This window comes from Pantoea sp. BJ2 (assembly GCF_040255075.1).
In the GTDB taxonomy this organism is placed as follows: Bacteria; Pseudomonadota; Gammaproteobacteria; order Enterobacterales; family Enterobacteriaceae; genus Pantoea; species Pantoea leporis.
This window is the reverse complement of the sequence record NZ_CP158292.1, coordinates 3,832,010-3,855,506: the sequence shown is the minus strand read 5'-3', so window position 1 is coordinate 3,855,506 and position 23,497 is coordinate 3,832,010. Positions and strand designations below refer to the sequence as shown.

General features: G+C 55.4%; 27 protein-coding genes. 16 read left to right on the top strand and 11 right to left on the bottom strand.

The annotated features are described in order from the left end of the window. Positions 1–13: 13 nt before the first annotated feature. Positions 14–1,192 (bottom strand): MFS transporter TsgA, encoded by a 1,179-nt coding sequence (tsgA, locus tag AAF463_RS17925; RefSeq protein WP_008101801.1) that lies wholly within the window; start codon positions 1,190–1,192, stop codon positions 14–16. Positions 1,193–1,453: 261 nt separating this feature from the next. Between tsgA and ppiA the strand changes: the two genes are divergently transcribed. From ppiA to AAF463_RS17910, 3 genes are all read left to right on the top strand, one after another. Beyond that, complete coding sequence (gene ppiA, locus AAF463_RS17920) at positions 1,454–2,026, top strand: peptidylprolyl isomerase A (RefSeq protein WP_008101803.1); 573 nt, start codon at positions 1,454–1,456, stop codon at positions 2,024–2,026. A gap of 98 nt (positions 2,027–2,124) precedes the next feature. Further along, complete coding sequence (locus tag AAF463_RS17915) at positions 2,125–2,295, top strand: YhfG family protein (RefSeq protein ID WP_101762654.1); 171 nt, start codon at positions 2,125–2,127, stop codon at positions 2,293–2,295. Beyond that, on the top strand, positions 2,285–2,887 hold the full coding sequence (locus AAF463_RS17910; protein WP_192236990.1) for a putative adenosine monophosphate-protein transferase Fic: 603 nt from the start codon (positions 2,285–2,287) through the stop codon (positions 2,885–2,887). The genes AAF463_RS17915 and AAF463_RS17910 overlap by 11 nt, the downstream gene beginning before the upstream one ends. Here the strand turns inward: AAF463_RS17910 and AAF463_RS17905 are convergent. Next, positions 2,879–3,202 carry a DNA-binding transcriptional regulator gene (locus tag AAF463_RS17905; RefSeq protein WP_192236991.1) on the bottom strand — a complete coding sequence of 108 codons (324 nt, stop codon included), beginning with the start codon at positions 3,200–3,202 and terminating at the stop codon, positions 2,879–2,881. The genes AAF463_RS17910 and AAF463_RS17905 overlap by 9 nt on opposite strands. Beyond that, complete coding sequence (locus AAF463_RS17900) at positions 3,186–3,557, bottom strand: type II toxin-antitoxin system RelE/ParE family toxin (protein ID WP_192236992.1); 372 nt, start codon at positions 3,555–3,557, stop codon at positions 3,186–3,188. The genes AAF463_RS17905 and AAF463_RS17900 overlap by 17 nt, the downstream gene beginning before the upstream one ends. A 148-nt stretch (positions 3,558–3,705) precedes the next feature. Here AAF463_RS17900 and AAF463_RS17895 point away from each other — a divergent pair, with 148 nt between their 5' ends. Beyond that, a complete protein-coding gene (locus AAF463_RS17895; RefSeq protein ID WP_137386648.1) occupies positions 3,706–4,281 on the top strand; it encodes an aminodeoxychorismate synthase component II in 576 nt (191 codons plus the stop codon). Between the two features lie 87 nt (positions 4,282–4,368). Beyond that, positions 4,369–5,589: an aspartate aminotransferase family protein gene (locus AAF463_RS17890; protein ID WP_217549929.1), complete on the top strand. Its 1,221-nt coding sequence runs from the start codon at positions 4,369–4,371 to the stop codon at positions 5,587–5,589. On the opposite strand, the gene AAF463_RS17885 is transcribed toward AAF463_RS17890, so the two are convergent. After that, positions 5,586–7,664, bottom strand: coding sequence for a YccS/YhfK family putative transporter (locus AAF463_RS17885; RefSeq protein ID WP_137386646.1), 2,079 nt, complete (start codon positions 7,662–7,664; stop codon positions 5,586–5,588). The two genes, AAF463_RS17890 and AAF463_RS17885, sit on opposite strands and share 4 nt — an antisense overlap. Positions 7,665–7,722: 58 nt before the next feature. Then, positions 7,723–8,355 carry a cAMP-activated global transcriptional regulator CRP gene (crp, locus tag AAF463_RS17880; protein ID WP_003852956.1) on the bottom strand — a complete coding sequence of 211 codons (633 nt, stop codon included), beginning with the start codon at positions 8,353–8,355 and terminating at the stop codon, positions 7,723–7,725. Between the two features lie 305 nt (positions 8,356–8,660). Between crp and AAF463_RS17875 the strand changes: the two genes are divergently transcribed. After that, entirely contained in the window at positions 8,661–9,065 is a 405-nt protein-coding gene (locus AAF463_RS17875; RefSeq protein WP_350261214.1) for an OsmC family protein, read from the top strand. A gap of 49 nt (positions 9,066–9,114) precedes the next feature. Here AAF463_RS17875 and AAF463_RS17870 read toward each other — a convergent pair whose 3' ends face one another. From AAF463_RS17870 to AAF463_RS17860, 3 genes are all read right to left on the bottom strand, one after another. After that, positions 9,115–9,984 carry a phosphoribulokinase gene (locus tag AAF463_RS17870; protein ID WP_101762648.1) on the bottom strand — a complete coding sequence of 290 codons (870 nt, stop codon included), beginning with the start codon at positions 9,982–9,984 and terminating at the stop codon, positions 9,115–9,117. 61 nt (positions 9,985–10,045) lie between these two features. Next, positions 10,046–10,264 (bottom strand): YheU family protein, encoded by a 219-nt coding sequence (locus AAF463_RS17865; RefSeq protein WP_007892223.1) that lies wholly within the window; start codon positions 10,262–10,264, stop codon positions 10,046–10,048. A 2-nt stretch (positions 10,265–10,266) separates the two neighbouring features. Next, positions 10,267–11,283 carry a hydrolase gene (locus tag AAF463_RS17860; protein ID WP_101762647.1) on the bottom strand — a complete coding sequence of 339 codons (1,017 nt, stop codon included), beginning with the start codon at positions 11,281–11,283 and terminating at the stop codon, positions 10,267–10,269. Between the two features lie 60 nt (positions 11,284–11,343). Here AAF463_RS17860 and AAF463_RS17855 point away from each other — a divergent pair, with 60 nt between their 5' ends. Then, entirely contained in the window at positions 11,344–11,946 is a 603-nt protein-coding gene (locus AAF463_RS17855) for a LysE family translocator (RefSeq protein WP_217549933.1), read from the top strand. Between the two features lies 1 nt (position 11,947). Here the strand turns inward: AAF463_RS17855 and AAF463_RS17850 are convergent, their stop codons facing one another. Beyond that, a complete protein-coding gene (locus AAF463_RS17850) occupies positions 11,948–12,928 on the bottom strand; it encodes a LacI family DNA-binding transcriptional regulator (RefSeq protein WP_101762645.1) in 981 nt (326 codons plus the stop codon). Positions 12,929–13,163: 235 nt separating this feature from the next. Between AAF463_RS17850 and tauA the strand changes: the two genes are divergently transcribed. From tauA to tauD, 4 genes are read left to right on the top strand one after another with little or no spacing between them, the layout of a single operon-like run. After that, entirely contained in the window at positions 13,164–14,141 is a 978-nt protein-coding gene (gene tauA / locus AAF463_RS17845) for a taurine ABC transporter substrate-binding protein (RefSeq protein WP_350261213.1), read from the top strand. 11 nt (positions 14,142–14,152) lie between these two features. Next, positions 14,153–14,920 carry a taurine ABC transporter ATP-binding subunit gene (gene tauB / locus AAF463_RS17840; RefSeq protein WP_137386642.1) on the top strand — a complete coding sequence of 256 codons (768 nt, stop codon included), beginning with the start codon at positions 14,153–14,155 and terminating at the stop codon, positions 14,918–14,920. Continuing rightward, complete coding sequence (tauC, locus tag AAF463_RS17835; protein WP_101762642.1) at positions 14,917–15,744, top strand: taurine ABC transporter permease TauC; 828 nt, start codon at positions 14,917–14,919, stop codon at positions 15,742–15,744. The genes tauB and tauC overlap by 4 nt, the downstream gene beginning before the upstream one ends. After that, positions 15,741–16,580 (top strand): taurine dioxygenase, encoded by an 840-nt coding sequence (gene tauD, locus AAF463_RS17830; RefSeq protein WP_110867602.1) that lies wholly within the window; start codon positions 15,741–15,743, stop codon positions 16,578–16,580. Before tauC ends, tauD begins: the two co-directional genes overlap by 4 nt. A 150-nt stretch (positions 16,581–16,730) precedes the next feature. On the opposite strand, the gene AAF463_RS17825 is transcribed toward tauD, so the two are convergent. Then, positions 16,731–18,635, bottom strand: a complete 1,905-nt coding sequence (locus AAF463_RS17825; RefSeq protein WP_277974167.1) for an ABC transporter ATP-binding protein — start codon at positions 18,633–18,635, stop codon at positions 16,731–16,733. 114 nt (positions 18,636–18,749) lie between these two features. On the opposite strand from AAF463_RS17825, the gene kefG reads away from it, so the two are divergent. The 4 genes from kefG to slyD all read left to right on the top strand — a co-directional run bounded on the left by kefG (position 18,750) and on the right by slyD (position 22,079). Further along, positions 18,750–19,301 (top strand): glutathione-regulated potassium-efflux system ancillary protein KefG, encoded by a 552-nt coding sequence (kefG, locus tag AAF463_RS17820; RefSeq protein ID WP_217549939.1) that lies wholly within the window; start codon positions 18,750–18,752, stop codon positions 19,299–19,301. After that, positions 19,301–21,103 carry a glutathione-regulated potassium-efflux system protein KefB gene (gene kefB / locus AAF463_RS17815; protein ID WP_110867600.1) on the top strand — a complete coding sequence of 601 codons (1,803 nt, stop codon included), beginning with the start codon at positions 19,301–19,303 and terminating at the stop codon, positions 21,101–21,103. The genes kefG and kefB overlap by 1 nt, the downstream gene beginning before the upstream one ends. A 45-nt stretch (positions 21,104–21,148) precedes the next feature. After that, positions 21,149–21,343, top strand: a complete 195-nt coding sequence (locus AAF463_RS17810; RefSeq protein WP_007892203.1) for a YheV family putative zinc ribbon protein — start codon at positions 21,149–21,151, stop codon at positions 21,341–21,343. Between the two features lie 193 nt (positions 21,344–21,536). Next, the gene (slyD, locus tag AAF463_RS17805) at positions 21,537–22,079 is read left to right on the top strand and encodes a peptidylprolyl isomerase (protein ID WP_350261212.1); all 543 of its coding nucleotides are present in this window, start codon (positions 21,537–21,539) and stop codon (positions 22,077–22,079) included. A 44-nt stretch (positions 22,080–22,123) separates the two neighbouring features. On the opposite strand, the gene AAF463_RS17800 is transcribed toward slyD, so the two are convergent. Beyond that, positions 22,124–22,342 (bottom strand): protein SlyX, encoded by a 219-nt coding sequence (locus AAF463_RS17800; protein ID WP_350261211.1) that lies wholly within the window; start codon positions 22,340–22,342, stop codon positions 22,124–22,126. Positions 22,343–22,622: 280 nt separating this feature from the next. Here AAF463_RS17800 and fkpA point away from each other — a divergent pair, with 280 nt between their 5' ends. Then, a complete protein-coding gene (gene fkpA, locus AAF463_RS17795; protein WP_101762637.1) occupies positions 22,623–23,453 on the top strand; it encodes an FKBP-type peptidyl-prolyl cis-trans isomerase in 831 nt (276 codons plus the stop codon). The last annotated feature ends 44 nt before the right edge of the window (positions 23,454–23,497 follow it).

The window sequence follows — 23,497 nt, the reverse complement described above, 5'->3', positions numbered from 1 at the left end:
CCGCCCGTCAAACTTAGTGGGTGACGTGACCGTGCTGGCGATGTTTGGTCACAAAGCCGAGCAGAACACACATCACAAACACCACGGCGTACAAACCGTTAGCCGTTGAGAGCGCAGCATGTGCGCCACCTTGCGCCACGATTGGGCCGGTTACCACGAAGGTCAACATGGTGCCGACGGTGCCGCAGGTCAGGATGAAGTTTACCAGCTTCGGTGAAGAGACCTTGGTTTGCAGCGATCCCAGCGTGATGATGGTGGTGTAAATCGCGCTTGAGCTGAAGCCCAGCGTCATGATGATCCAGTGTAGCATGCTGGCGTCTTTAGAAGTGACGAACCAGTACATCAAACCGGTTGCCAGCGCGGCCAGCACCATCAGGATGCGCTGCAGATCGAAGAAGCGCAGTACGAAGCTGAACACCCACATGCCGACCATGTACGCGGTCCAGAAGTTACCCACCAGCTGACCGGCAGCGGCGATATCCATGCCCATCGATTTGGTGGCGTATTCCGGCACCCACGAGATGAAGCCGAGCTGGCCGAGGATATAGCAGAGTGCTGCAATCGACAGGAACAGCACGCCGATGCCCCATTTCTCTTTCTCAACGCCTGGCTTAGCGGCTTCGCTTTTCAGCACCGGGAACTCAATGAACAGCGTCAGCACAAAGATCGCGACATAAATGATGCCGATGCAGGCGTAAACCCAATACCACGGCAACGCGCGCGCCAGCAAGATTCCGGCGATGATCGGGAAGATGGTGCCCGCCATGCTGAAGAACGAATCGGTAAACAGCAGACGTGCGCCGCGCTGACGGCCATCGTACAGATGGGTGATCAGGAAGGTACCGATCGACATCGTGATGCCGCTGACGACGCCGAGGATGAACATGCACAGCGAGAAGACGGTGAGATCGTGGCTGGTCATCAGACCGGCAACGGCGAGGATCATCAGCACAAAGCCAAAGATCAGCTGGCGCTTCAACGGCACAATCACCATCAGCCAGGCGTTCAGGAACACCGACACCAAAATGCCCGCATTGAGGAATGTGAAGGTGTTGCTCATTTCTGAAATAGGGCGCTGGAAATACTGCGCGATATTGTCCAGCACCATACCGGTAACGATCACCAGTGCGCCGGTGAGCGCATAGGAGAAATAGCTAATCCAGGTAAGGCCAATGCGATTACGGTTTGTCATGTTCTGAACCTGTTAAGCGCCGAAGGTGGCAAAAGTGTCATGAATTGTAAGTGTTGCTGTGATCTTAATAAACAACGAGTGTAACAAGGCGGAAATATTTCATTGAGAGTGTGATTTTCATCACGCAAATGATTGCGTGACGGCAAAAGTATGACAATAGCAACATCCGCGTAAATATCGGTAAAACGCTGGCTCTTGGATCACATGCTCTTTACAATCAATCTCGTTTTTGAGCTAGCTCTCCATGGTAAGGAATCTTTCATGCTTAAACGTACTTTGACAGCGGCGGTTGCCCTGTTAGCGCTCTCTTCCGTATCGTCTGCCGCGCTCGCCGCAAAAGGCGATCCTCATGTGCTGCTCACCACCTCTGCGGGCAATATTGAACTCGAACTGAACAACCAGAAAGCCCCGGTTTCGGTGAAAAACTTTGTTGATTACGTCAACAATGGTTTCTACAACAACACCATTTTCCACCGCGTTATTCCTGGCTTTATGATTCAGGGCGGCGGTTTCACTACCGACATGCAGCAGAAGCAAACGGTAGCGCCGATCAAGAACGAAGCCGACAACGGCTTGCGTAATCTGCGCGGCACCATTTCGATGGCACGTACCGCAGATAAAGACAGCGCCACCAGCCAGTTCTTCCTCAACGTAGCCGATAATGCGTTCCTCGATCACGGTCAGCGTGATTTCGGCTATGCGGTATTTGGTAAAGTTGTGAAAGGCCAGGATGTGATCGACAAGATTGCGCAGGTCCCTACCAAAGATGTGGGACCGTACCAAAATGTGCCGTCAAAACCGATTGTTATCCTCTCCGCCAAAGTCCTGCCTTAATTCTGAAACGCGCCATTTTCGCATGGCGCATCATTGGCTCTCCGGCAAAGCAAAAAATTGCTGCTTATACTTAGGGCTCATTGCTTGCCGGAGGCGCTATGACTAGCAAACTCACTGAGAAACAGAAAGCCACTTTGTGGCAGCAGCGCCGTGCTGCGAGCTACCAGGCCAGCTGTCGACTGGCCGGATATACCTATAGCGAAGCTCTTATCGATGCCGAACATGCTGAGGAGCGACTCGAGTCGCTGAGGAGGCAATATGGTGGATAACAGCTTAGCGGTACGCGATCCCTATTTGTGGCACAACGACAATGTGTTGAAGAATCGCCTCGATATTCATGATGAAGCCCAGCTGCGCAAAGCGGAACTGGCTTTCAGCACCGCGCGCCTGGCGACGTTAGAACTTGGCCAGCGCAGCATCGGTTTGCCACGTCTTTGCCATATTCATCGCACGCTGTTTCAGGATCTCTACAGCTGGGCGGGAGAATTGCGCACCATTGATATCTGGCGCGATGAAACGCCGTATTGTCATTGCGAATACATCGAGAAAGAGGGCAACACGCTGATGCAGGCGCTGGAGGAAGAGCGCGGCCTGGCTGACCTTGAGCAGGAAGCGTTCGTGGCGCGTATCGCACATTACTATTGTGAGATCTTCGTGCTGCATCCGTTCCGCGCCGGCAATGGCCGCGCGCAGCGCATCTTCTTCGAGCAGTTGGCACTGCATGCCGGGTATCAGCTTTCGTGGGAAACACTCGAACGCGACGCGTGGCGCGCTGCGATCTCGGCGGGCGTCGCCGGCGATCTGGCACCGCTTACCGCGCAATTTGCGAAAGTGGTGAGCCCGGCGAAGGTTTTACAGTAACACTTCAAGCCCGTGTTTTTGCACCACGGACAATAGCTTAAGAGAGATTCCGCCGGGGCGTTTAGCCCCGGTTTCCCATTTCTGCACGGTTGACACACTGGTGTTGAGATAGCGGGCAAAAACCGGCTGACTAACATTCAAATTCTCGCGCAAGTTCTTAATCGCCTGCGCATCGAGCGCGGCGACATCGCTCAGGCAACGTTCATCAAAATCACGCATGCTCTGTTTGCTGATGGCATCTACTTCAAACAATCCGGATGCCGCGCTGTGAATGGCTGCAAAAGCCGGACTTTTAAATTTACGCGTTATGGTCATGACACATCTCCACTAACTCCCGAACGGCGAGCAGCCGATTCAGAGCCTCATTCGAAATCAGCGAGTATTGTTTTGCCAGCTCACGAAAGCCCTCAAGTTCGCTTTCACTCAGGTTGCTCTGATCCTGTTTGGCAAATAAAAAGGTATAAATCCAGTTTTTACCCCCTTTGGCCAGAATGATGGCGCGATCGCGATTTTGCTGAAGACGCTTTTTAAATACGCCACCACCCAAATCATCGGCATAACCCAGTTTTACTGCTGTAATTGCCCGACAAAGTTCTTTATCGCCAATAAGATGCCGACGGGCTTGCTTACTGAACCATTTGGTTTTGAATACTCGCGTTGTAGCTGACATAGTCACTCTCCAAAATATAGCACTGGGTGCGAGAGTAATCAGAATCTTTTTCGTCAGCTAGCGGGTATTAAGATTGAAGGTGTTAACATGGCTTTTTTGCGACCTTTCTTGCGCCAGTTGCCGCAATGACACACTGCTACGACCTACTATGCTGCTGCTAATCGATAACTACGACTCCTTCACCTGGAATCTCTACCAATACTTCTGCGAGCTGGGCGCGGATGTGCGTGTGGTGCGCAACGACGCCATTACGCTGGATGAGATGGCAGCGCTGCCGCTGACGCATCTGGTGATTTCGCCGGGCCCATGTACGCCGGATCAATCTGGCATCTCGCTCGCGGCTATTCGCCATTTTGCCGGACGCTTGCCGATCCTCGGCGTTTGCCTTGGACATCAGGCGATTGCGCAAGCCTATGGCGCGCAGGTGGTACGCGCGCGGCAGGTGATGCACGGCAAAACCTCGCTGATTCAGCACACCAACCAAGGTGTGTTTCGTGATCTGAATAATCCGCTTACCGTGACCCGCTATCACTCATTGATTGTGGCGCGCGATACGCTGCCCGCTGAGTTTGAAGTCACCGCGTGGAGCCTGCGCGACGGCCAGCCGGATGAGATCATGGGTTTCCGCCATCGCAGCTTGCCGCTGGAAGGCGTGCAGTTCCATCCGGAAAGCATCCTCAGTGAGCAAGGGCATCAGCTGCTGGCTAATTTCCTCAACGCGTAACTTATGTTTGCCTTCGTGTGACTTTTTATGCATATTTTGTGATTATAATTTCACATCAGCTCAACAAATAACCCGATGAGGTCGTCAATGGCAGCGGAAAAAATAGCGGTAACCCGGGAAACGTTCGATAACGTAATTTTGCCTGTTTATGCACCTGCGCAGTTTGTGCCGGTAAAAGGCAAAGGCAGCCGAGTGTGGGATCAGCAGGGCAAAGAGTATATCGATTTCTCTGGCGGTATCGCGGTGACTGCATTGGGCCATTGTCATCCGGCGCTGGTGGAAACGCTGAAAACCCAGGGCGAAACGCTGTGGCACACCAGCAACGTGTTCACCAACGAACCGGCGCTGCGTCTGGCGAGTAAACTGATTGCCGCGACCTTTGCCGATCGGGTGTTTTTCGGTAATTCTGGCGCGGAAGCCAATGAAGCGGCATTCAAGCTGGCGCGTTATTACGCCTGCAAAAAACACAGCCCGTTTAAAAGTAAAATCATCGCCTTCCATAACGCCTTCCACGGTCGCACGCTGTTCACCGTGTCGGTGGGTGGCCAGCCGAAATATTCTGATGGCTTCGGTCCAAAACCGGCGGATATCGTGCATGTGCCGTTCAACGATCTCGATGCGGTGAAAGCGGTGATTGACGACCATACCTGCGCCATCGTGGTCGAGCCGATTCAGGGCGAAGGCGGCGTGATGCCGGCTACGCCAGAATTTATGCAAGGCCTGCGCGCCCTCTGTGATGAACATCATGCGCTGCTAGTACTGGATGAAGTGCAGAGCGGCATGGGACGCAGCGGCAAACTCTTTGCGTATGAACATTACGGTATCAAGCCCGATATCCTCACCACCGCCAAAGCGCTGGGCGGCGGTTTCCCGGTGAGTGCGATGTTGACCACCAATGAAATCGCCTCAGTAATGGCGCCGGGCGTGCACGGCACCACTTACGGCGGCAATCCGCTGGCGTGTGCCATTGCTGAAACCGCGCTGGACATCATCAACACGCCAGAAGTGCTGGAAGGTGTGGAAGCGCGTCGTCAGCAGTTTGTTGAAGCGCTGCAAGCCATCGACAGCAAATTCGCTATCTTCAGCGAGATTCGCGGCAAAGGTCTGTTGATTGGTGCCGTGCTGAAGCCGCAGTTCGCCAGCAAAGCGCGTGACATCCTCAACGCTTCCGCCGCGGAAGGGCTGATGATTCTCACCGCCGGTACTGACGTGATCCGTTTTGTGCCGTCGCTGGTGATTGAACCGACCGATATCGCCGAAGGCATGACGCGTTTCGCCAGCGCGATTGAGAAGGTGCTGGCCGCTTAATCCGCTTTCGGACGTAACACCTTGAGCCAGCGGCCATGATGCGGTCGCTGGCTCCACGCCAGCGAAGAGATGGTGTGCATCACGCTGAGGTGCTGCAAGATCCGCTTCACATGCTGTTCAACAATCGTCACCGGCCCTTCATTAAGATTCTCCGGCGCTTCCAGAATATTGCTGTCGTTACCCGGACCGTCATACGCCAGCCGCTGCTGACAACGCTGCAGCGCGATTTCACAGGATTGCAGATAACGTTCTGCCAGCTTCGATGTCAGCATGGTGTGCTCGCGCGCCAGAATCGTCATGGCATTAATATGCTCGACGATGAACTGACTGTGCGTAACCCACATGCGCATATCTTTCAGATATTGCAGGTTAAAGCCCGGCTCGCTCGATGCCTGGTTCAATGAGTTGAACAGCGCGTTGTGCGCCTGATTAACCTTTATGCGCTGATAAGCCAGTTTATCGGGCGACTGTTCCGGCCCCAGCAGCAGTTGCAGCGCCTCCTGATAGGCTTCCAGCGCATCATGCGCGTTCTTGCGCAGCAGCCCGCTTTGCCACTGCGGCCACAGCCAAATCATCCCGGCGAAGGCAATTAAACAGCCCATCAAGGTATCCATCATGCGCGGCAGCAGAAACTGTGCGCCGTTCAGCGACAGCAATTGCAGCGAATACACCGCCGTGACGGTAAAGCCAATCATCGACCAGCCATAATATTTCCGCGTGATCAGATAGCTCGCCAGCGTAATCCCCAGCATAAACAGCAGCGTGATCGATTCCGGCACCGCCAGCTGCAGCGACGCGGCGGCGATCAGCAATCCGGCGAAAGTACCCAGCGCACGGTGCTGAATACGCACGCGCGTGGCGTTGTAACCGTTCTGGCTGACGAACATGATGGTCATCAGAATCCAGTAAGGTTTGGGGATGTTAAAGAACAGCGCCAGCGAGCTGCCAAACATCAGCATCACAGCGAAGCGGGCTGCGGTGCGTAACGCGGTGGATTTGAATGACAGATAACTGCGCAGCGCCGGCAACAGCGGCAAACGGCGCTGGCGATCGGCCATCAGGTCACGCGTGTAGAGCGGCTTCTGCGTACGCAACACGCGGGCGATGCGACTGAAGTGATACAGGCAGAAGTTGCCGACCGGATTATCCGGATGCTGGCGTGCAATTTTCTCCAGCGCGCCGAGCTGTTTCTCCATGTGAAAACGGTCCGGCAGCTGATGGTAGAGAATCGCATCCGCCAGCACGCGCAGCCGCGCCGAGATAATCTTGGCGTTCCAGCGAATCACCGCTTCGGCGTGGCTCTCCTCAACCAGCTTCTGCACCTCTTCGGGCTGATGCAAACTCACGGAGATGTGTTCCTGTAAATCCAGCGCAACCTGAAAAGCGCGCGTCAGGCGTTTGTGGCTGTTATCGCGGCTCGCCGACAGCATATGCATTTGCTGATAACAGGTGGTAATGAGGTCGACCGCCTTTTGCTGGCGCGCCAGCAGCGGCGGCAGCGCTTTCTCCGGATCGGTCAGCTGCGTCAGTAAGGTGTATTTGGCATCGCAGTAATCCGCCAGCTCGCGGAACAGCAGGCTGAGCGATTCGCGCATCGGCTGCTCTTTCCACAGCCAGAACCAGAACCAGTTGAACAAGCCGTACCACAGCGTGCCGCCAATATAGAGCAGCGGCGGCACCCATATCGGCATGCGTCCCACTAAGCTGAGCGTAAAGATGGCGGCGATGAGTGTGGCGGGCAGCAGGCGCGCGTGCAGCGGGCCGATTTCGCCGGTTACGCCAATCAGCAGCGGCAGCGCCAGTAAAATCAGCGGCAGCGGTATCTGGTAAGCGGTGAGGATTTGCATCAGAAAACTGCCGGTGGCAAACAGCGAACCACCCACAATCAGGCGTTTGAAGAAGCGTTTATGCGGCGTATCCAGTCCCGCCATGTTGCAGCAGGCGGGCACTAACGAGAACAGCAGACCTTTTTGCAGATCGCCAAACAGCCAACCGAGAGCCACAGGCAGGCACAGCACCAGCGTTTGCCGCAGCGCATAGTTAACTTCGGGATGATAGATGATTCGGCGCCACATCAGCTCATCGCAAATAGAAACGGCGCGATGTTGCCATCACGCCGTGGGTGAGAAGAAATTAGCGGGTGCCGTAAACGACGATGGTTTTACCGTGTGCGGAGATCAGGTTCTGATCTTCCAGCATTTTCAGGATACGACCCACGGTTTCGCGTGAGCAGCCCACGATCTGACCAATCTCCTGACGGGTGATTTTGATTTGCATCCCGTCTGGGTGAGTCATCGCATCTGGCTGTTTGGCCAGATTTAGCAGCGTTTGCGCAATACGTCCGGTGACATCGAGGAAGGCAAGGTTGCCCACTTTCTCAGATGTCACTTGCAGACGACGCGCCATTTGCGACGAAAGTCGCATTAAAATATCCGGGTTTACCTGAATCAGCTGACGGAATTTTTTGTATGAAATTTCAGCCACTTCGCAGGCAGACTTCGCACGCACCCAAGCACTGCGTTCCTGGCCTTCTTCGAAAAGACCGAGTTCGCCGATGAAATCCCCCTGATTAAGGTAGGAGAGAATCATCTCTTTGCCTTCTTCATCTTTAATCAGTACCGCTACGGAACCTTTTACGATGTAGTACAGCGTTTCCGCTTTCTCACCCTGATGGATGAGCGTGCTTTTGGATGGATATTTGTGAATATGGCAATGGGACAGGAACCATTCGAGTGTAGGGTCTGTTTGCGGTTTGCCGAGAACCATTCGCTATTATCCTCTGTTGTAATCGTGCCCAAAACACAGGGGGCATTTTTTCCCTGTCAGGCGGTTTAATCGTCGAGCGTTTCCAGTAAAGGAAAAATTATTCCGGGTGGACTCTTAAGCTACGCTTTTGATTCTTCCGGCCTTCGTCTGTGATGACGAAAATATTTTCAGCACTGTTTGTAGCACAGCTTTTGCGAGCTGTCTTGTGTTGTCTCGCTTCAGCAGAAGGGGGATTACTCTGGATTGCTGTTTGTCAGGTGAAAGCGTACTCTGGCGGCAAAACCGCCGCTTCAGGAGAAAGAATCATGCAGGCACGAGTGAAATGGGTGGAAGGTCTTACCTTTCTCGGAGAATCCTCATCCGGCCATCAGGTATTGATGGATGGTAATTCCGGTGATAAAGCGCCAAGTCCAATGGAAATGGTGCTGATGGCCGCGGGCGGCTGTAGTGCTATTGATGTGGTGTCGATCCTGCAAAAAGGGCGCAGCGATGTGGCCGATTGCGAAGTGAAGCTCACATCGGAACGCCGTGAAGAAGCGCCACGCATTTTTACCCACATCAACCTGCATTTTATCGTTAGCGGTAAAGAGTTGAGCGATAAGGCCGTTTCGCGTGCGGTTGATCTGTCAGCGGAAAAATATTGTTCGGTAGCGATCATGCTGGGTAAAGGCGTGGAAATTACCCATAGCTATGAGGTGATCGAGTTATAACTCGGATTGTAGCGGCGCAATAAATTGCGCCGCTACGGAATGACTTCGCTTATTCTATCCGCTTCCCTTCAATCAGTCGCTGTACCAGCGGCAGCATAATCAGCTCCATCGCCAATCCCATTTTGCCACCCGGCACCACCAGCGTATTGATGTGCGAAATAAACGATCCCTGAATCATCGCCAGCAGATAGGGGAACGCGATGCCTTCCAGACCACGGAAATGAATCACCACGAAGCTTTCGTCGAGCGACGGAATTTCGCGTGCGGCAAACGGGTTTGAGGTATCAACGGTCGGCACGCGCTGGAAGTTAATGTGGGTGCGCGAGAACTGTGGCGTGATGAAGTTAATGTAATCCTCCATTGACCGTACCACCGAATCCATCACCGCTTCGCGTGAATGGCCGCGCTCGCTGGTGTCACGCACCAGCTTCTGAATCCACTCAAGGTTAACAATCGGCACCACGCCAACCAGCAGATCGACATGCTCCGCCACATTTTGCTGCTGCGTGACCACACCGCCGTGTAAACCTTCATAGAACAGCACATCGGTGTTTTCCGGCAGCGGCTGCCACGGCGTAAAGGTGCCCGGCACCTGATTCCACGGCACGGCTTCATCGTAGGTATGCAGATATTTGCGCGATTCGCCAAGGCCGGTTTGGCCGTAATGTTTAAACGTTTGCTCCAGCAGGCCGAAGTCGTTGGCTTCCGGACCGAAGTAGCTGATGTGACGCCCGAGATCGCGCGCCTTGCGGATCGCCATGTCCATTTCCGGACGTGTGTAGCGATGGAAACTGTCGCCTTCGAGTTCCGCCGCATGCAAATTCAGCTGCTGGAAAATTTTACGGAAGGCGAGGCTGGTGGTGGTGGTTCCGGCGCCGCTGGAACCGGTGACGGCAATAATTGGATGCCTGGCTGACATAACAGAGCTCCCTGTGAAGTCCGGCGATGAGCATTGTTACCACGAATTGCCGCGGGGTGCATCAGCCGCGGAATTCACCCTTCGGCATAATATTGATCGATTCATGCAGTTCCGACCACACCAGCACCACGTCGCCGCGCTCCAGTTGGCGGCGTACGTCGGCGACTTTTTGCAGCAAACTGCGTTCCTGCTCGCCGTAATCAGTGCCTTCGCGTAACACGAAGGTTTCAATCAGGTTTTCCAGCGTGTCCGCTTCGAGTTCTTGCCAGGGAATAATCACAATTACACATCCAGATAGGTTGAGAGCCAGTCAGGCACGCGCTGTTCCAGCCACATTTTCGGTTTAAGAACGGTGCCACCGACGAAACCGACGTGGCCGCCTTGCTGCGTCAGCTGATACTGAATGGAGGCTGACAGCTGGTCAGGTTGCGGAATAACGGCATCGGTCATAAAGGGATCGTCTTGCGCGTGAATGATCAACAGCGGTTTACGCACGCCGGTCAGCAACGGCATCGCGCTGGCTCGTTGATAATAGTCGTTGGCGTCAATAAAACCGTGCGCACGTGCGGTTATCGCATCATCGAACTCGCGTAAGCGGCGGAAAGCACGTAACTGGCTGAGATCGACCGGCAGCGTGCCAGGCCAGGCGCGCAGTTTGCGCGTGGCGTTCTTTTTCAGCTGCGTCAGTAAATAGTGCTGATAAAAGCGTGAAAAACCCACATCCAGCTTGCCGCTGCACGGCTCGAGCGCCAGCGGCGCTGAGATGGCGATGCCAGCATCAATCGGCACGTCGTGACCTTGCTGACCCAGCAGGCAAGCAAGCATGTTGCCGCCCAGCGAAACGCCGACGGCGGCGGTGGGTACGCTGCCCCATTCGCGCTGCAGCCAGTGAAGGAAGTAGGTGGCGTCTTCGGTTTCACCGGAGTGATAGATGCGCTTTAAGCGATTAGGCTCGCCGCTGCAGCCGCGAAAGTGCATTACCACCGCCAGCCAGCCGCGTGCCTGACACGCCTGCATCAGGCCGTGCGCATACGGGCTGCGAAAGCTGCCTTCCAGGCCGTGAAACATCACCATGCGCGGTTTATGACGCGCCTGCGCCGGATCTTCACTCCACGCTAAATCGACAAAATCGCCGTCCGGCAGGTCAAGACGCTGCCAGTGCGGACGTAACGTAACGCGGCGCCGCAGAATACGCGGCAGCAGCGTTTGCAGATGCGCGTTACTGAATCCGCGCAGGGGTTTAAAACGCTCGCCGCTGGGGCGATCAAAATAGCTTGGGTAAAGGCTTGTCTGATGCATAAGTCGCTGATAGCTTCGATGGGTTGTTCGCTTTACTGGGTGAGGAGCACCCGAATATACATGGAACTGAGTCTTTTTTTATCAATGTTAGGTTTTCTCTGGGTCGCGGCCATCACGCCCGGGCCCAATAATATGTTACTTACCGCCTCGGGTGCTAATTTTGGCTTCCTGCGCACCATTCCGCTGCTGATTGGTATCATGATTGGTATGCAAGTCATGTTGCTAATGGTGGCATTTGGCATCGGCGGCCTCATCCTGCTTTATCCCTCGCTGCATCTCATCCTGAAGATTGCCGGTAGCCTTTATCTGCTTTGGCTGGCATGGAAAATCGCCAGCGCCGAGTATGAAAAACTGGAAACCGACGCTGTCACGGTGAAGCAGATGCCTTTCTGGCAAGGCGGCTTGCTGCAGTTGATCAACCCGAAAGCCTGGCTGATGGCGCTCGGCGCGGTGGCCAGCTTCAGCCTGGCGGGCAGCGAATATCTGCATTCGGTGGTGGCGATCAGCATCGGCATGTTCATGGTGAACGTGGTTTCCGGGGTGATCTGGATGGGCTTTGGCTCGCTGATTGGACGTCTGCTGCGCAGCCCACGCTCGTGGAAAATCTTCAATCTGGCGATGGGCTTGCTCACCGCTGCCTGCGTATTGCTGATTTGGCGCTAAGTTAGCTGGAAGCGCGTTCAACGCGCTTCCACGGCAACACTTCATGGACTACCGACGCGTTAGGCTGGCGGATGCGTTGCAGCAACAGCTGTACGCTGCGCACACCCATACGATTCATCGGCTGCTCAATCGTGGTCAGCGGTGGATTCAGGCTGCTGGTAAAGTTGATGCCATCAAATCCCACCACCGCTAAATCTTCCGGTACGCGTAAACCTGCTTCCAACGCCGCGTGGATGACGCCGACCGCCAACACATCTGATACCGCAAACACCGCATCCGGCGGTTCCGGCTGCGTGAGCAGTTCGCGCAAAGCCGCACTGCCCGCTTCGCAGGTGATATTCTCGGCATAAGCCACACCGCACCAGCTGAGATCCAGCTGCTCCAGCGCCGCGCGATATCCCTCTTCACGCTTATGTGAATAGAGGTAGCGCATATCACAGTTCACCAGCGCAATACGACGTCGGCCTTTGCTCGCCAGATAACGCACGGTTTCGAAAGCCGCTTCTTTATTATCAATCGCCACGCTTGAGGCGGCGATCGACGGATCGTATTCCGCGCACTGCACCCAAGGCTGATCGCCAATCAATTCTTTCAGCTCATGCAGGCTGCTGGCGGCATCCATGGTGATCACGCCGTCGACCACTTTGCCGGTGAGCAACGCAATGTAGGCCGCTTCGCGCCGCAGCTGCGATCCTGAGTTACACAGCAGAATGTGGTAACCCTGCGCTTCAGCTTCGGCTTCAATGCCCTGAACCACGCGTGAGCAGAATGGATTGGTGATGTCGGGAATCAGCACTAACAACATATGGCTTTGCGAAGTGCGCAACTGGCGCGCCAGCAGGTTGGGCTGATAGTCGCAGATGTCGATGGCCGCCAGCACTTTGGCACGCGTATCCGGGCGCACGCCGGGATTCTGGTTCAAAACCCGTGAAACGGTGGCTTTTGACACGCCAGCCAGGTGTGCGACTTTTTCTATCGACATGGATTCAGGACCGTTAGTAAAGAGTTAAAAAATGAGATCTCTATCAATATCACAGCTGCCATGTGAGCGTGTGACATATTTACCGCTTTCCTTTTCTTTCCATTTGCACTTTTTGCATAGCCTTGCCCGATGTTGATCTAAGAACGGATCGTCATTAGGGATAATTTTTAATTCCTTTATGAAATTACTGTTGCTGGAGAAACTGCCCAGACAAAACACATTGGGGTGAATGATGATGGCAATGAAAAAAACAATAACGGCGGTCACAGCGGCTCTGGCCCTGATGGCGTTCCAGGCGCAAGCGGTCAACGTTACCGTGGCGTATCAGACCTCGGCTGAACCAGCCAAAGTGGCGCAGGCGGATAACACCTTCGCCAAAGAGAGCGGTGCTACCGTCGACTGGCGCAAATTTGATAGCGGGGCCAGCGTGTTACGTGCACTGGCGTCGGGCGACGTGCAGATTGGTAATATCGGTTCCAGCCCGCTGGCGGTCGCCGCCACGCAAAAGCTGCCGATTGAAGCTTTCCTGCTGGCCTCTCAGCTCGGTAACTCCGAAGCGCTGGTGGTGAAGAAAACCATCAAAGATCCTAAAGACCTGATTGGCAAGCGCATCGCCGTGCCATTCATCTCGACGACGCACTACAGCTTCCTCGCCGCGCTCAAGCATTGGGGCATCGAGCCTTCGCAAGTGACCTTAGTCAACCTGCAGCCGCCGGCGATTATTGCTGCCTGGAAACGCGGTGACATTGACGGCGCTTACGTCTGGTCTCCGGCGGTCAACGAGCTGGAGAAAGATGGCAAGGTGCTGACGGACTCTTCGCAGGTCGGCAAGTGGGGCGCGCCAACGCTCGATGTGTGGGTGGTGCGTAAAGACTTTGCGCAGCAGCATCCAGAAATCGTCACCGCCTTTGCCCGCAGCGCCGTTGAAGCGCAGCAAGCTTACATTTCCAATCCGGATCAATGGCTGAAGCAGTCAGACAACCTGAGCAAGCTGGCGCGCCTGAGCGGTGTACCCGAAGCGGATGTGCCGGTGCTGGTAAAAGGCAACACGTACCTCACCGCGCAGCAGCAGGTGGAGCAGCTCGGCAAGCCGGTGAACAAGGCGATTGTCGATACTGCCGGCTTCCTGAAAGAGCAGGGCAAAGTGCCAGAAGCGGATAGCGATTACAGCAGCTTCGTCACCACGCGCTTCGTTGCACCCTTAGTGAAATAACCGGAGGCCGTATGCTTAACATCACCCATCTCAATGCGCGTTACGCCGGACAACCCGCGCTGCAGGACATCAACCTGCAGCTGGGCAGCCGAGACCTGCTGGTGGTGTTAGGTCCCTCCGGCTGTGGCAAAACCACGCTGCTGAACCTCATCGCCGGCTTTCTGCCGCTGGAATCTGGCAGCATTACGCTGGATGGCAAAGCGGTAAAAGGGCCGGGCGCTGAGCGCGGCGTAGTGTTTCAAAATGAAGGATTACTGCCGTGGCGTAACGTGATCGATAACGTTTCGTTCGGTTTGCAACTGGCGGGTATGGCGAAGGCGGAGCGCCATACCATTGCACGCCGTTTGATCCGCAAAGTAGGACTGGAAGGTGCAGAGCAGCGTTATATCTGGCAGCTCTCTGGGGGTCAACGCCAGCGCGTGGGCATTGCGCGTGCGCTGGCGGCTGATCCTCAGTTGCTGCTGTTAGATGAGCCGTTTGGCGCGCTGGACGCCTTTACCCGTGAACAGATGCAAACCCTGCTGCTAACGCTGTGGCGTGATACCGGCAAGCAGATTCTGCTGATCACCCACGACATCGAAGAAGCGGTGTTCCTCGCCAGCGAACTGGTGCTGCTGTCGCCGGGACCGGGCCGCGTCGTGGAGCGTTTGAAACTCGACTTCGGCCAACGCTTCGCCGCCGGGGAACCGTGCCGCAGCATCAAATCCGATCCGGCGTTTATCGAACGTCGTGAATATGTACTGAATCAGGTGTTTTCCCAGCGTGAGGCGTTTATATGAGTGCGGTGATTGATGGGAAGACCCAAATGCGTCGTCGTGGACTGCGCTGGCCGTTCTCGCGCCAGTTCTCACTCAGCCTGCTCAGCGTGGGCTTGTTGCTGCTGTTGTGGTGGGCTATTACCGCGCTCGGCTTAGTGGCACCGCTGTTCTTACCGCCGCCGCAAGTGGTGCTGCAGAAGCTGATATTGATTGCCAGCCCGCAAGGTTTTATGGACGCCACATTATGGCAGCATCTGGGTGCCAGCCTGGCGCGTATGCTGGTGGCGCTGTTCTTCGCCGCGCTGATTGGGATTCCGGTCGGCATCGCCATGGGCCTGAGCCCGGCGATTCGCGGCTTGCTTGATCCGCTGATCGAACTCTATCGCCCGGTACCGCCGCTGGCTTATTTGCCGCTGATGGTGATCTGGTTTGGCATCGGCGAAACCTCGAAGATTTTACTGATTTATCTGGCGATTTTCGCGCCGGTGACCTTGTCGACGCTGGCGGGTGTGAAGAATGCCCAGCAGGTACGGATTCGCGCGGCGCAGGCGCTGGGCGCATCGCGCTGGCAACTGCTGCGCTACGTGATTCTGCCTGGCGCGCTACCGGAAATCCTCACCGGTTTGCGCATTGGTCTCGGCGTAGGTTGGTCAACGCTGGTGGCGGCGGAACTGATTGCCGCTACGCGGGGACTCGGCTTTATGGTGCAGTCGGCCGGTGAGTTCCTCGCCACCGACGTGGTGCTGGCCGGTATCGCCGTGATTGCCCTGATTGCTTTTGGCTTAGAACTGGGTCTGCGCGCCTTGCAGCGCCGACTGACGCCCTGGAATGGAGAACAGCAATGAACGAACGTCTTAATTTTACCGCGCTGGGTCCGAATATCGGGGCGCAGGTTAGCGATGTCGATCTCAGCCGTCCGCTGAGTGATGCCCAGTTTGAACAGCTCTATCATGGCCTGCTGCGCCATCAGGTGCTGTTCCTGCGCAATCAGGTGATTACCCCGGAACAGCAGCGCGCGCTGGCGATTCGCTTTGGCGATCTGCATATCCATCCGGTCTATCCGCATGCGGAAGGCGTGGAAGAGATCATCGTGCTGGATACGCATCAGGATAATCCGCCGGATAATGACAACTGGCACACCGATGTCACCTTTATTCAAACCCCGCCGGCAATTGCGATTCTGGCTTCGAAGCTGCTGCCGGAAAGCGGCGGCGATACCTTGTGGTCAACCGGCATTGCGGCCTATGAAGCGCTGTCTGAACCGTTTAAGACGCTGTTGAATGGGCTGCAGGCGGAACACGATTTTAAGAAGTCGTTTCAGGAGTACAAATACCGTAAAACCGAGGAAGAGCATCAGCGCTGGCAGCAAGCGGTGGCAAAGAACCCGCCGGTGCAGCATCCGGTGATTCGTACCCACCCGGTGAGCGGACGCAAGGCGCTGTTTGTCAACGAAGGTTTTACCACGCGTTTGCTGGGCTTGAGCGAAAAAGAGAGCGATGCGCTGCTTAACTTCCTGTTTTGGCATAGCGCCAAACCGGAATTCCAGGTGCGCTGGCGCTGGCAGGAGAATGATGTGGCGATTTGGGATAACCGCGTGACCCAACACTATGCTAATGCGGATTATTATCCGGCGCGGCGGGTGATGCATCGTGCGACGGTGTTAGGGGATAAGCCGTTTTAATTTGGAATAGTGCTCGCATTCCCCCTCCTCGGTCCTCCCCCATAAATGGGGGAGGAAGATGCTGCCGCATGTCAGTGATTAAGCTACATGTGGCAGCGTCTCCTTCCCCCGCTTGCGGGGGAAGGCCGGGATGGGGAACAGCGCGCACACTCAACCCGCCAGCATCTGCTCCAGCTGTTCCTGCGCATCCAGCCACGCCATTTCGACCTCTTCCAGCGCGGCCTTGCTCTCGGCCTGACGTAGCAGCGCCACATTCAAATCGGCTTTGCGGCTCTGATCGTAAATCGCGCTGTCGGCTAACTGGGCTTCCGCGTCGCTGAGCTGGCTCTGCCACTTCGCCATCTGCTTCTCAAGCTTCTCGATCTCTTTACGCAGCGGCTGCGTTTGTGCGCGCAGTTCGGCGTCGCGGCGTTTCTGGTCTTTGCGCGATTGCGCGCTGTTGCCGTTGTCCTGCTTCGGTGCGGCATCCTGTTGCGCTTGCTGCTTCTGCAAATCGCTCAGCCACTGCTGATAATCTTCCAGATCACCCTCAAACACGTCGACCTTGCCGTCGTGCACCAGATAGAGATCGTCGGTGGTGGCGCGCAGCAGATGGCGATCGTGCGAGACCACCACCAGCGCGCCTTCGAAATCAATCAGCGCTTCGGTCAGCGCCTGACGCATATCAAGATCGAGGTGGTTAGTTGGTTCATCAAGCAGCAGCAGGTTCGGGCGCTGCCAGACAATTAATGCCAGCACCAGACGCGCTTTTTCGCCGCCGGAGAAACGTTCGGTGATTTCGCTGACTTTATCGCCCTGGAAGCCGAAGCCGCCAAGGTAGTCGCGCAGCTGCTGCTCCAGCACTTTCGGCGCGATGCGTGATAAATGCTGCAAGGGTGATTCATCGGCGCGCAGATATTCCAGCTGATGCTGGGCGAAGTAACCGAGCTTAATGCCTTTCGCCAGGCCAACTTTGCCATCCAGCGCGTCGAGCTCACCGGCTAGCAGCTTAATCAGCGTCGATTTACCCGCGCCGTTACGGCCCAGCAGGCCAATACGTGAACCCGGCACAAGGTTGAGTTTGATGGCGTCGAGAATGATGCGTTCGCCATAACCGGCGGTAACGCGCTCCATCTTCAGCAACGGATTCGGCAAGCTTTCTGGCGCGCGGAAACTGAAGCTGAATGGGTTATCGACGTGTGCCGGCGCAATCAATTCCATGCGCTCCAGCATTTTGATGCGGCTCTGCGCCTGCTTGGCTTTGGTCGCCTGCGCGCGGAAGCGATCGATATACTTCTGCAGGTGCGCCACTTTTTCCTGCTGGCTCTGGAACAGCGCTTGCTGCTGCGCCAGTTTGGCGCCGCGCTGACGTTCGAACGAGCTGTAGTTACCGGTGTATTCAAACATCGTCTGCTGTTCGATATGGATGATCTTATCGACTACCGGATCAAGGAAGTCGCGGTCGTGCGAAATCAGCACCAGCGTGCCTTCGTAGCTTTTCAGCCAGCGTTCAAGCCAGATCACCGCATCCAGATCGAGGTGGTTAGTCGGTTCATCCAGCAGCAGCAGATCGGAGCGGCACACCAGCGCCTGCGCGAGGTTAAGGCGCATGCGCCAGCCACCGGAGAAATCGCTCACCGGCCGCATTAATTGTTCCTGGCTAAAGCCCAAACCGTGCAACAAACTTGAGGCGCGAGCAGGTATGCTCCACGCCTGAATCGCATCCAGCTTGCCGTGCAGCAGGGCGATGGCGTTGCCATCGTTGCGCGCGTTGGCGTCGGCCAATTCGGATTCAAGCTGACGATATTCACGGTCGCCGTCGATAACATACTCCAGCGCGGGTTTGCTCAGCGCCGGGGTTTCCTGATTGACCCACGCCAGCGCCCAGTTGCTCGGGAACGTAGCATTACCTGCATCGCTGCTGATTTCGCCCTTCAGCAATGACAGCAGCGTTGATTTGCCGCAGCCATTTTTGCCCACTAAGCCAACTTTCTGGCCTGGGTTAATGGTGGCTGTTGCGTTATCCAGCAGCACATTGGTGCCGCGGCGAATTTGTAGTGCTGAAAAGACAATCATAAGCGCCGTATCGTCAGAATATGTTAATTTACCGGCAACATAATTCGAGAAAATTTGTTGCGTCGAGCATGGTAGCGGAATTCCTGTGCCGTGACGACGCTTTGGAGGGGAACGATGTCGCAGCCACCCAAAATATTGCTGCTTTACGCCCATCCGGAATCACAGGATTCGATTGCTAATCGGGTTTTGCTGCAGTCGGCTATGGAACTGGACCACGTCACGGTGCACGATTTATACGCCCACTATCCGGATTTTTTTATTGATATTCACTATGAGCAGCAGCTGCTGCGCGACCATCAAATCGTTGTATTCCAACATCCACTTTATACCTACAGCTGCCCGGCGCTCCTGAAGGAGTGGCTGGATCGTGTGCTGTCGCGCGGCTTTGCCAGCGGACCGGATGGTAATGCGCTGGAAGGCAAATACTGGCGCAGCGTAGTCACCACCGGCGAACCGGAAGCGGCGTATCACCCCAGCGGCCTGAATCGCTATCAGATGAGTGACATCATGCGTCCGTTTGAGCTGACGGCGCAGATGTGCCGCATGCACTGGATGACGCCGATGGTGATTTACTGGGCGCGTCGACAAACGCCGGACGTGATGCGTAATTTTGCGCGCGCGTATGGTGACTGGCTGGCTTCACCGCTGCCGCAGGGAGGTGTGTGATGGAAGGCGAAACGTTACTGACGGCGGGCGTGATTTATCTGGTCGCGGCGGTGCTGATTGTGCCGATTGCGGCGCGTCTCGGCATTGGCGCGGTGCTGGGCTATCTGCTGGCCGGTATCGCGATTGGTCCGTGGGGTTTGGGGTTCATCAGCGACGTTGAGGAGATTCTGCACTTCTCGGAACTCGGCGTGGTGTTCCTGATGTTCATCATCGGGCTTGAACTGAACCCCTCGAAACTGTGGGCGCTGCGCCGTTCGATATTTGGCGTTGGTGCGGCTCAGGTGCTGATTTCCGCCGCCATTCTCGGCGGATTGCTGTGGCTGACCGACTTTAGCTGGCAGGCGGCGGTGATTGGCGGCATTGGTCTGGCAATGTCATCCACGGCGATGGCGCTGCAGCTGATGCGCGATAAAGGCATGAACCGCAGTGAATCGGGACAGCTCGGTTTCTCAGTGTTGCTGTTCCAGGATTTAGCGGTGATTCCCGCGTTGGCGCTGGTGCCGCTGCTGGCGGGCGGCGACAGCGGTCATGTTGACTGGTTGAAAGTTGGGATGAAAGTGCTGGCGTTCGGCGGGATGCTGATTGGTGGTCGTTATCTGCTGCGCCCGATTCTGCGCTTCATTGCCGCATCCGGCGTGCGCGAAGTGTTTACTGCCGCCTCACTGCTGCTGGTGCTGGGTTCGGCACTATTTATGGATGCGCTCGGCCTGTCGATGGCGCTCGGTACTTTCATCGCGGGTATTCTGTTGGCGGAAAGCGAGTATCGCCACGAGCTGGAAGTGGCCATTGAACCGTTCAAAGGTTTGTTGCTAGGCTTGTTCTTTATTTCGGTTGGCATGGCGCTGAATCTCGGCGTGCTTTATACCCACATCACTGAAATTTTGTTGGGCGTGCTGATTCTGGTGACGGTGAAAACGCTGGTGCTGTATGTGCTGGGGCGCATTTATGGCCTGCGCAGTTCGGAGCGCCAGCAGTTTGCCGGTGTGTTAAGCCAGGGCGGCGAGTTTGCCTTTGTGCTGTTCTCGGCGGCGTCGTCGGCCAAAATGTTCAGCGGCGACCAAATGCCGCTGCTGCTGGTGACGGTGACGTTATCCATGATGACCACGCCGCTGCTGATGAACGGCATCGATCGTTTACTGGCGCACCGCTTTAATGAGCCCGATGAAAATGCCGAGAAGCACTTTGTTGAGGACGATCGGCCGCAGGTCATTGTGGTGGGCTTTGGTCGTTTTGGTCAGGTTGTTGGCCGTTTGCTGATGGCGAACAACAAGCGCATTACCGTGCTGGAGCGTGATATCTCCGCGGTGAGCCTGATGCGTAAATATGGCTATAAGGTTTACTATGGCGACGCCACCGAGCTGGAGCTGCTGCGTGCGGCGGGCGCGGAGAATGCGCAATCCATCGTCATTACCTGTAACGATCCGGAAGATTCGATGACCATCGTGCAACTGTGTCAGCAGCATTTCCCGCAGCTGGAAATCCTGGCGCGTGCGCGTGGACGTGTTGAGGCGCACGAACTGTTGCAGGCGGGTGTTACGCTGTTCTCGCGTGAGACGTTCTCCAGTGCGCTGGAGCTGGGTCGTAAAACGCTGATCTCGCTGGGCATGCATCCGCATCAGGCGCAGCGCGCGCAGCAACATTTCCGTCGTCTGGATATGCGTATGCTGCGTGAGCTGGTGCCTAGCCACGATGACAGCGCGCAAGTTTCGCGTGTGCGTGAGGCGCGGCGCGAGCTGGAGGATATCTTCCAGCGCGAAATGCAGCACGAGAAACGTCAGTTTGACGGCTGGGATGACGAGTAGAACTATACTTACTTAATCCGTTCACTAACGACGGCAGGAAACAGTATGCGTAAACAATTTATTGCCGGTGCGGTTTGCCCGCACTGCCAGGAAAAAGACACGTTGGCATTGTGGCGTGAGAACAATGTTGATGTGGTGGAGTGCGTCGAGTGCGGTCATCAAATGCGGGAAGCGGATAAGCAGGTGCGCGATCAGGTTCGCAGCAATGAGCAAGTGATCGGCATTTTTCATCCTGAGTAGCGCAATGGCTCAGCTTTTTTTAAGCTTGAACTTACAGCGGGATTGAATTCCGTTACAATCGGCGCCATTAACGCTGAGCAGTATGCAATAACACATTTGTTGGCATCCTCAGTCTTGAACCTTTCTGGTTGGTTATTGCACGCAAAATTGACCAATGGGACGGGATCTTAGTTCTCAACGGTTAGGAGATATCATGAAAGTAGCAAAAGACCTGGTGGTGAGCCTGGCGTATCAGGTTCGTACCGAAGACGGTGTGTTGGTTGACGAGTCACCGGTGAGTGCACCGTTGGACTATCTGCACGGTCATGGTTCCCTGATTTCTGGTCTGGAAAAAGCGCTGGAAAATCATGATGTAGGCGATAAGTTTGACGTGCATATCCCGGCGAACGACGCTTACGGTCAATACGATGACAACCTCGTACAGCGCGTACCAAAAGACGTGTTTATGGGCGTTGACGAACTGCAGGTTGGCATGCGCTTCCTGGCAGAAACCGATCAGGGTCCAGTTCCGGTTGAAATCACCGAAGTTGAAGATGAGCACGTAGTGGTTGATGGTAACCACATGCTGGCGGGTCAGAACCTGAACTTCAACGTGGAAGTTGTGGCGATTCGCGCAGCGACCGAAGAAGAGCTGGCGCACGGTCACGTGCATGGCGCTGATGGTCATCATCACGACCATGGTCACGATCACGGCCAGGGCGGTTGTGGCACTGGCGGTTGCGGCTGCAGCCACTAATTAGTGTGATGCTGGCGAGGCCACCTTCGGGTGGCCTTTTCTTTTTAGTAATGTGGCGGCGGGGTTTCTTCAGATTGCGAGGCAATTATCGACGGCGCGCTATCTTTCACTTTATCGATTAACAGACGGACCTGCTCACGCATTCTGATCATCTCCAGCTCATGCTGAACCACCGTTTGATTGAGCTGATCGATGGTGTATTCCTGAAAAGCCAGCTTGCTCTCCAGCGCCTCAAGGCGTTGTTCCCATTCTGTTGGTTGCATGATCTTTCCTCATCTTGCGGTGCTGCACGTTAGTCTGTTTCGGGCCTGATTCTACGGCCTTTCGCTTCAGAATCACCTGATATTTTATCTTTCCGCGCCATGCTGCATTGAAACGGCGCATAACGCCTATATCTCTGATGAAACTTCCTGAAGCAAAAAAGGTCGGAGGTTGGACGGGTAATTACATTGTGGGAGTGTTCGCCGCTGCCACGTAAAGTTATAGTGTGGGCCTCAGTCCGCAATGATTCCCGAGGTTAGAGGCTTCGGTTTTGGAGAAAGGATGAATTCACTGTTTAAAGTCACATTGTTAGCTACCACCATGGCCTTCGCGCTGAATGCACCGCTGGCAATGGCAGCAGAAACCGCCGCTGCTCCAGCAGACGCCGCTCAGGCTGCGCCGCAAGCACCGAAAAATGCTGCCTTCAAAAACGAAGACCAGCAATCAGCTTATGCACTTGGCGCGTCCCTGGGTCGCTACATGGACAACTCTCTGAAGGAACAAGAGAAGCTGGGCATCAAACTTGATAAAGATCAGTTGATCGCGGGTGTTCAGGACGCCTTCGGCGGCAAGAGCAAACTCTCTGATCAAGAGATCGAGCAAACCCTGCAGGCCTTTGAAGGCCGCGTAAAAGGTGCTGCTCAGGCGAAGATGGAAAAAGACGCGAAAGAGAACTCTGATAAGGGTTCCGCTTACGCTGACAAATTCGCTAAAGAAAAAGGCGTGAAGAAAACCGAATCTGGCCTGCTGTATCAGGTAGAGAAAGAGGGTACCGGTAGCGCGCCGAAAGACAGCGACACTGTGGTTGTGAACTACAAAGGGACGCTGATCGACGGTACTGAGTTCGATAACTCTTATACCCGCGGTGAGCCGCTGTCGTTCCGTCTGGACGGTGTGATTCCGGGCTGGACCGAAGGTCTGAAGCACGTGAAGAAAGGCGGTAAAATCAAGCTGGTGATCCCACCGAACCTGGCTTACGGTAAAAATGGCGTTCCGGGTATTCCGGCCAACTCTACGCTGGTGTTCGATGTTGAACTGCTCGACATCAAACCCGCGCCGAAAGCGGACGAAAAAGCGCAGGCTCCAGTCGCTGCCGATCAGAAAGCACAGTAATCTTAACTTTCTGTATCACGCCGCCCTCGGGCGGCGTTTTTATT

What these genes read in the sequence shown, in the direction of transcription:
- AAF463_RS17875 (WP_350261214.1), top strand. Translation starts at nt 8,661, where the DNA reads ATGCAGGCACGAGTGAAATGGGTGGAAGGTCTTACCTTTCTCGGAGAA.
- crp (WP_003852956.1), bottom strand. Translation starts at nt 8,355, where the DNA reads ATGGTTCTCGGCAAACCGCAAACAGACCCTACACTCGAATGGTTCCTG.
- tauA (WP_350261213.1), top strand. Translation starts at nt 13,164, where the DNA reads ATGGCAATGAAAAAAACAATAACGGCGGTCACAGCGGCTCTGGCCCTG.
- AAF463_RS17855 (WP_217549933.1), top strand. Translation starts at nt 11,344, where the DNA reads ATGGAACTGAGTCTTTTTTTATCAATGTTAGGTTTTCTCTGGGTCGCG.
- kefG (WP_217549939.1), top strand. Translation starts at nt 18,750, where the DNA reads ATGTCGCAGCCACCCAAAATATTGCTGCTTTACGCCCATCCGGAATCA.
- AAF463_RS17910 (WP_192236990.1), top strand. Translation starts at nt 2,285, where the DNA reads ATGGTGGATAACAGCTTAGCGGTACGCGATCCCTATTTGTGGCACAAC.
- tauB (WP_137386642.1), top strand. Translation starts at nt 14,153, where the DNA reads ATGCTTAACATCACCCATCTCAATGCGCGTTACGCCGGACAACCCGCG.
- AAF463_RS17895 (WP_137386648.1), top strand. Translation starts at nt 3,706, where the DNA reads ATGCTGCTGCTAATCGATAACTACGACTCCTTCACCTGGAATCTCTAC.
- kefB (WP_110867600.1), top strand. Translation starts at nt 19,301, where the DNA reads ATGGAAGGCGAAACGTTACTGACGGCGGGCGTGATTTATCTGGTCGCG.
- AAF463_RS17915 (WP_101762654.1), top strand. Translation starts at nt 2,125, where the DNA reads ATGACTAGCAAACTCACTGAGAAACAGAAAGCCACTTTGTGGCAGCAG.
- AAF463_RS17885 (WP_137386646.1), bottom strand. Translation starts at nt 7,664, where the DNA reads ATGTGGCGCCGAATCATCTATCATCCCGAAGTTAACTATGCGCTGCGG.
- fkpA (WP_101762637.1), top strand. Translation starts at nt 22,623, where the DNA reads ATGAATTCACTGTTTAAAGTCACATTGTTAGCTACCACCATGGCCTTC.
- AAF463_RS17870 (WP_101762648.1), bottom strand. Translation starts at nt 9,984, where the DNA reads ATGTCAGCCAGGCATCCAATTATTGCCGTCACCGGTTCCAGCGGCGCC.
- tauD (WP_110867602.1), top strand. Translation starts at nt 15,741, where the DNA reads ATGAACGAACGTCTTAATTTTACCGCGCTGGGTCCGAATATCGGGGCG.
- AAF463_RS17825 (WP_277974167.1), bottom strand. Translation starts at nt 18,635, where the DNA reads ATGATTGTCTTTTCAGCACTACAAATTCGCCGCGGCACCAATGTGCTG.
- AAF463_RS17900 (WP_192236992.1), bottom strand. Translation starts at nt 3,557, where the DNA reads ATGTCAGCTACAACGCGAGTATTCAAAACCAAATGGTTCAGTAAGCAA.
- slyD (WP_350261212.1), top strand. Translation starts at nt 21,537, where the DNA reads ATGAAAGTAGCAAAAGACCTGGTGGTGAGCCTGGCGTATCAGGTTCGT.
- AAF463_RS17810 (WP_007892203.1), top strand. Translation starts at nt 21,149, where the DNA reads ATGCGTAAACAATTTATTGCCGGTGCGGTTTGCCCGCACTGCCAGGAA.
- AAF463_RS17905 (WP_192236991.1), bottom strand. Translation starts at nt 3,202, where the DNA reads ATGACCATAACGCGTAAATTTAAAAGTCCGGCTTTTGCAGCCATTCAC.
- AAF463_RS17890 (WP_217549929.1), top strand. Translation starts at nt 4,369, where the DNA reads ATGGCAGCGGAAAAAATAGCGGTAACCCGGGAAACGTTCGATAACGTA.
- AAF463_RS17850 (WP_101762645.1), bottom strand. Translation starts at nt 12,928, where the DNA reads ATGTCGATAGAAAAAGTCGCACACCTGGCTGGCGTGTCAAAAGCCACC.
- AAF463_RS17860 (WP_101762647.1), bottom strand. Translation starts at nt 11,283, where the DNA reads ATGCATCAGACAAGCCTTTACCCAAGCTATTTTGATCGCCCCAGCGGC.
- tsgA (WP_008101801.1), bottom strand. Translation starts at nt 1,192, where the DNA reads ATGACAAACCGTAATCGCATTGGCCTTACCTGGATTAGCTATTTCTCC.
- ppiA (WP_008101803.1), top strand. Translation starts at nt 1,454, where the DNA reads ATGCTTAAACGTACTTTGACAGCGGCGGTTGCCCTGTTAGCGCTCTCT.
- tauC (WP_101762642.1), top strand. Translation starts at nt 14,917, where the DNA reads ATGAGTGCGGTGATTGATGGGAAGACCCAAATGCGTCGTCGTGGACTG.
- AAF463_RS17800 (WP_350261211.1), bottom strand. Translation starts at nt 22,342, where the DNA reads ATGCAACCAACAGAATGGGAACAACGCCTTGAGGCGCTGGAGAGCAAG.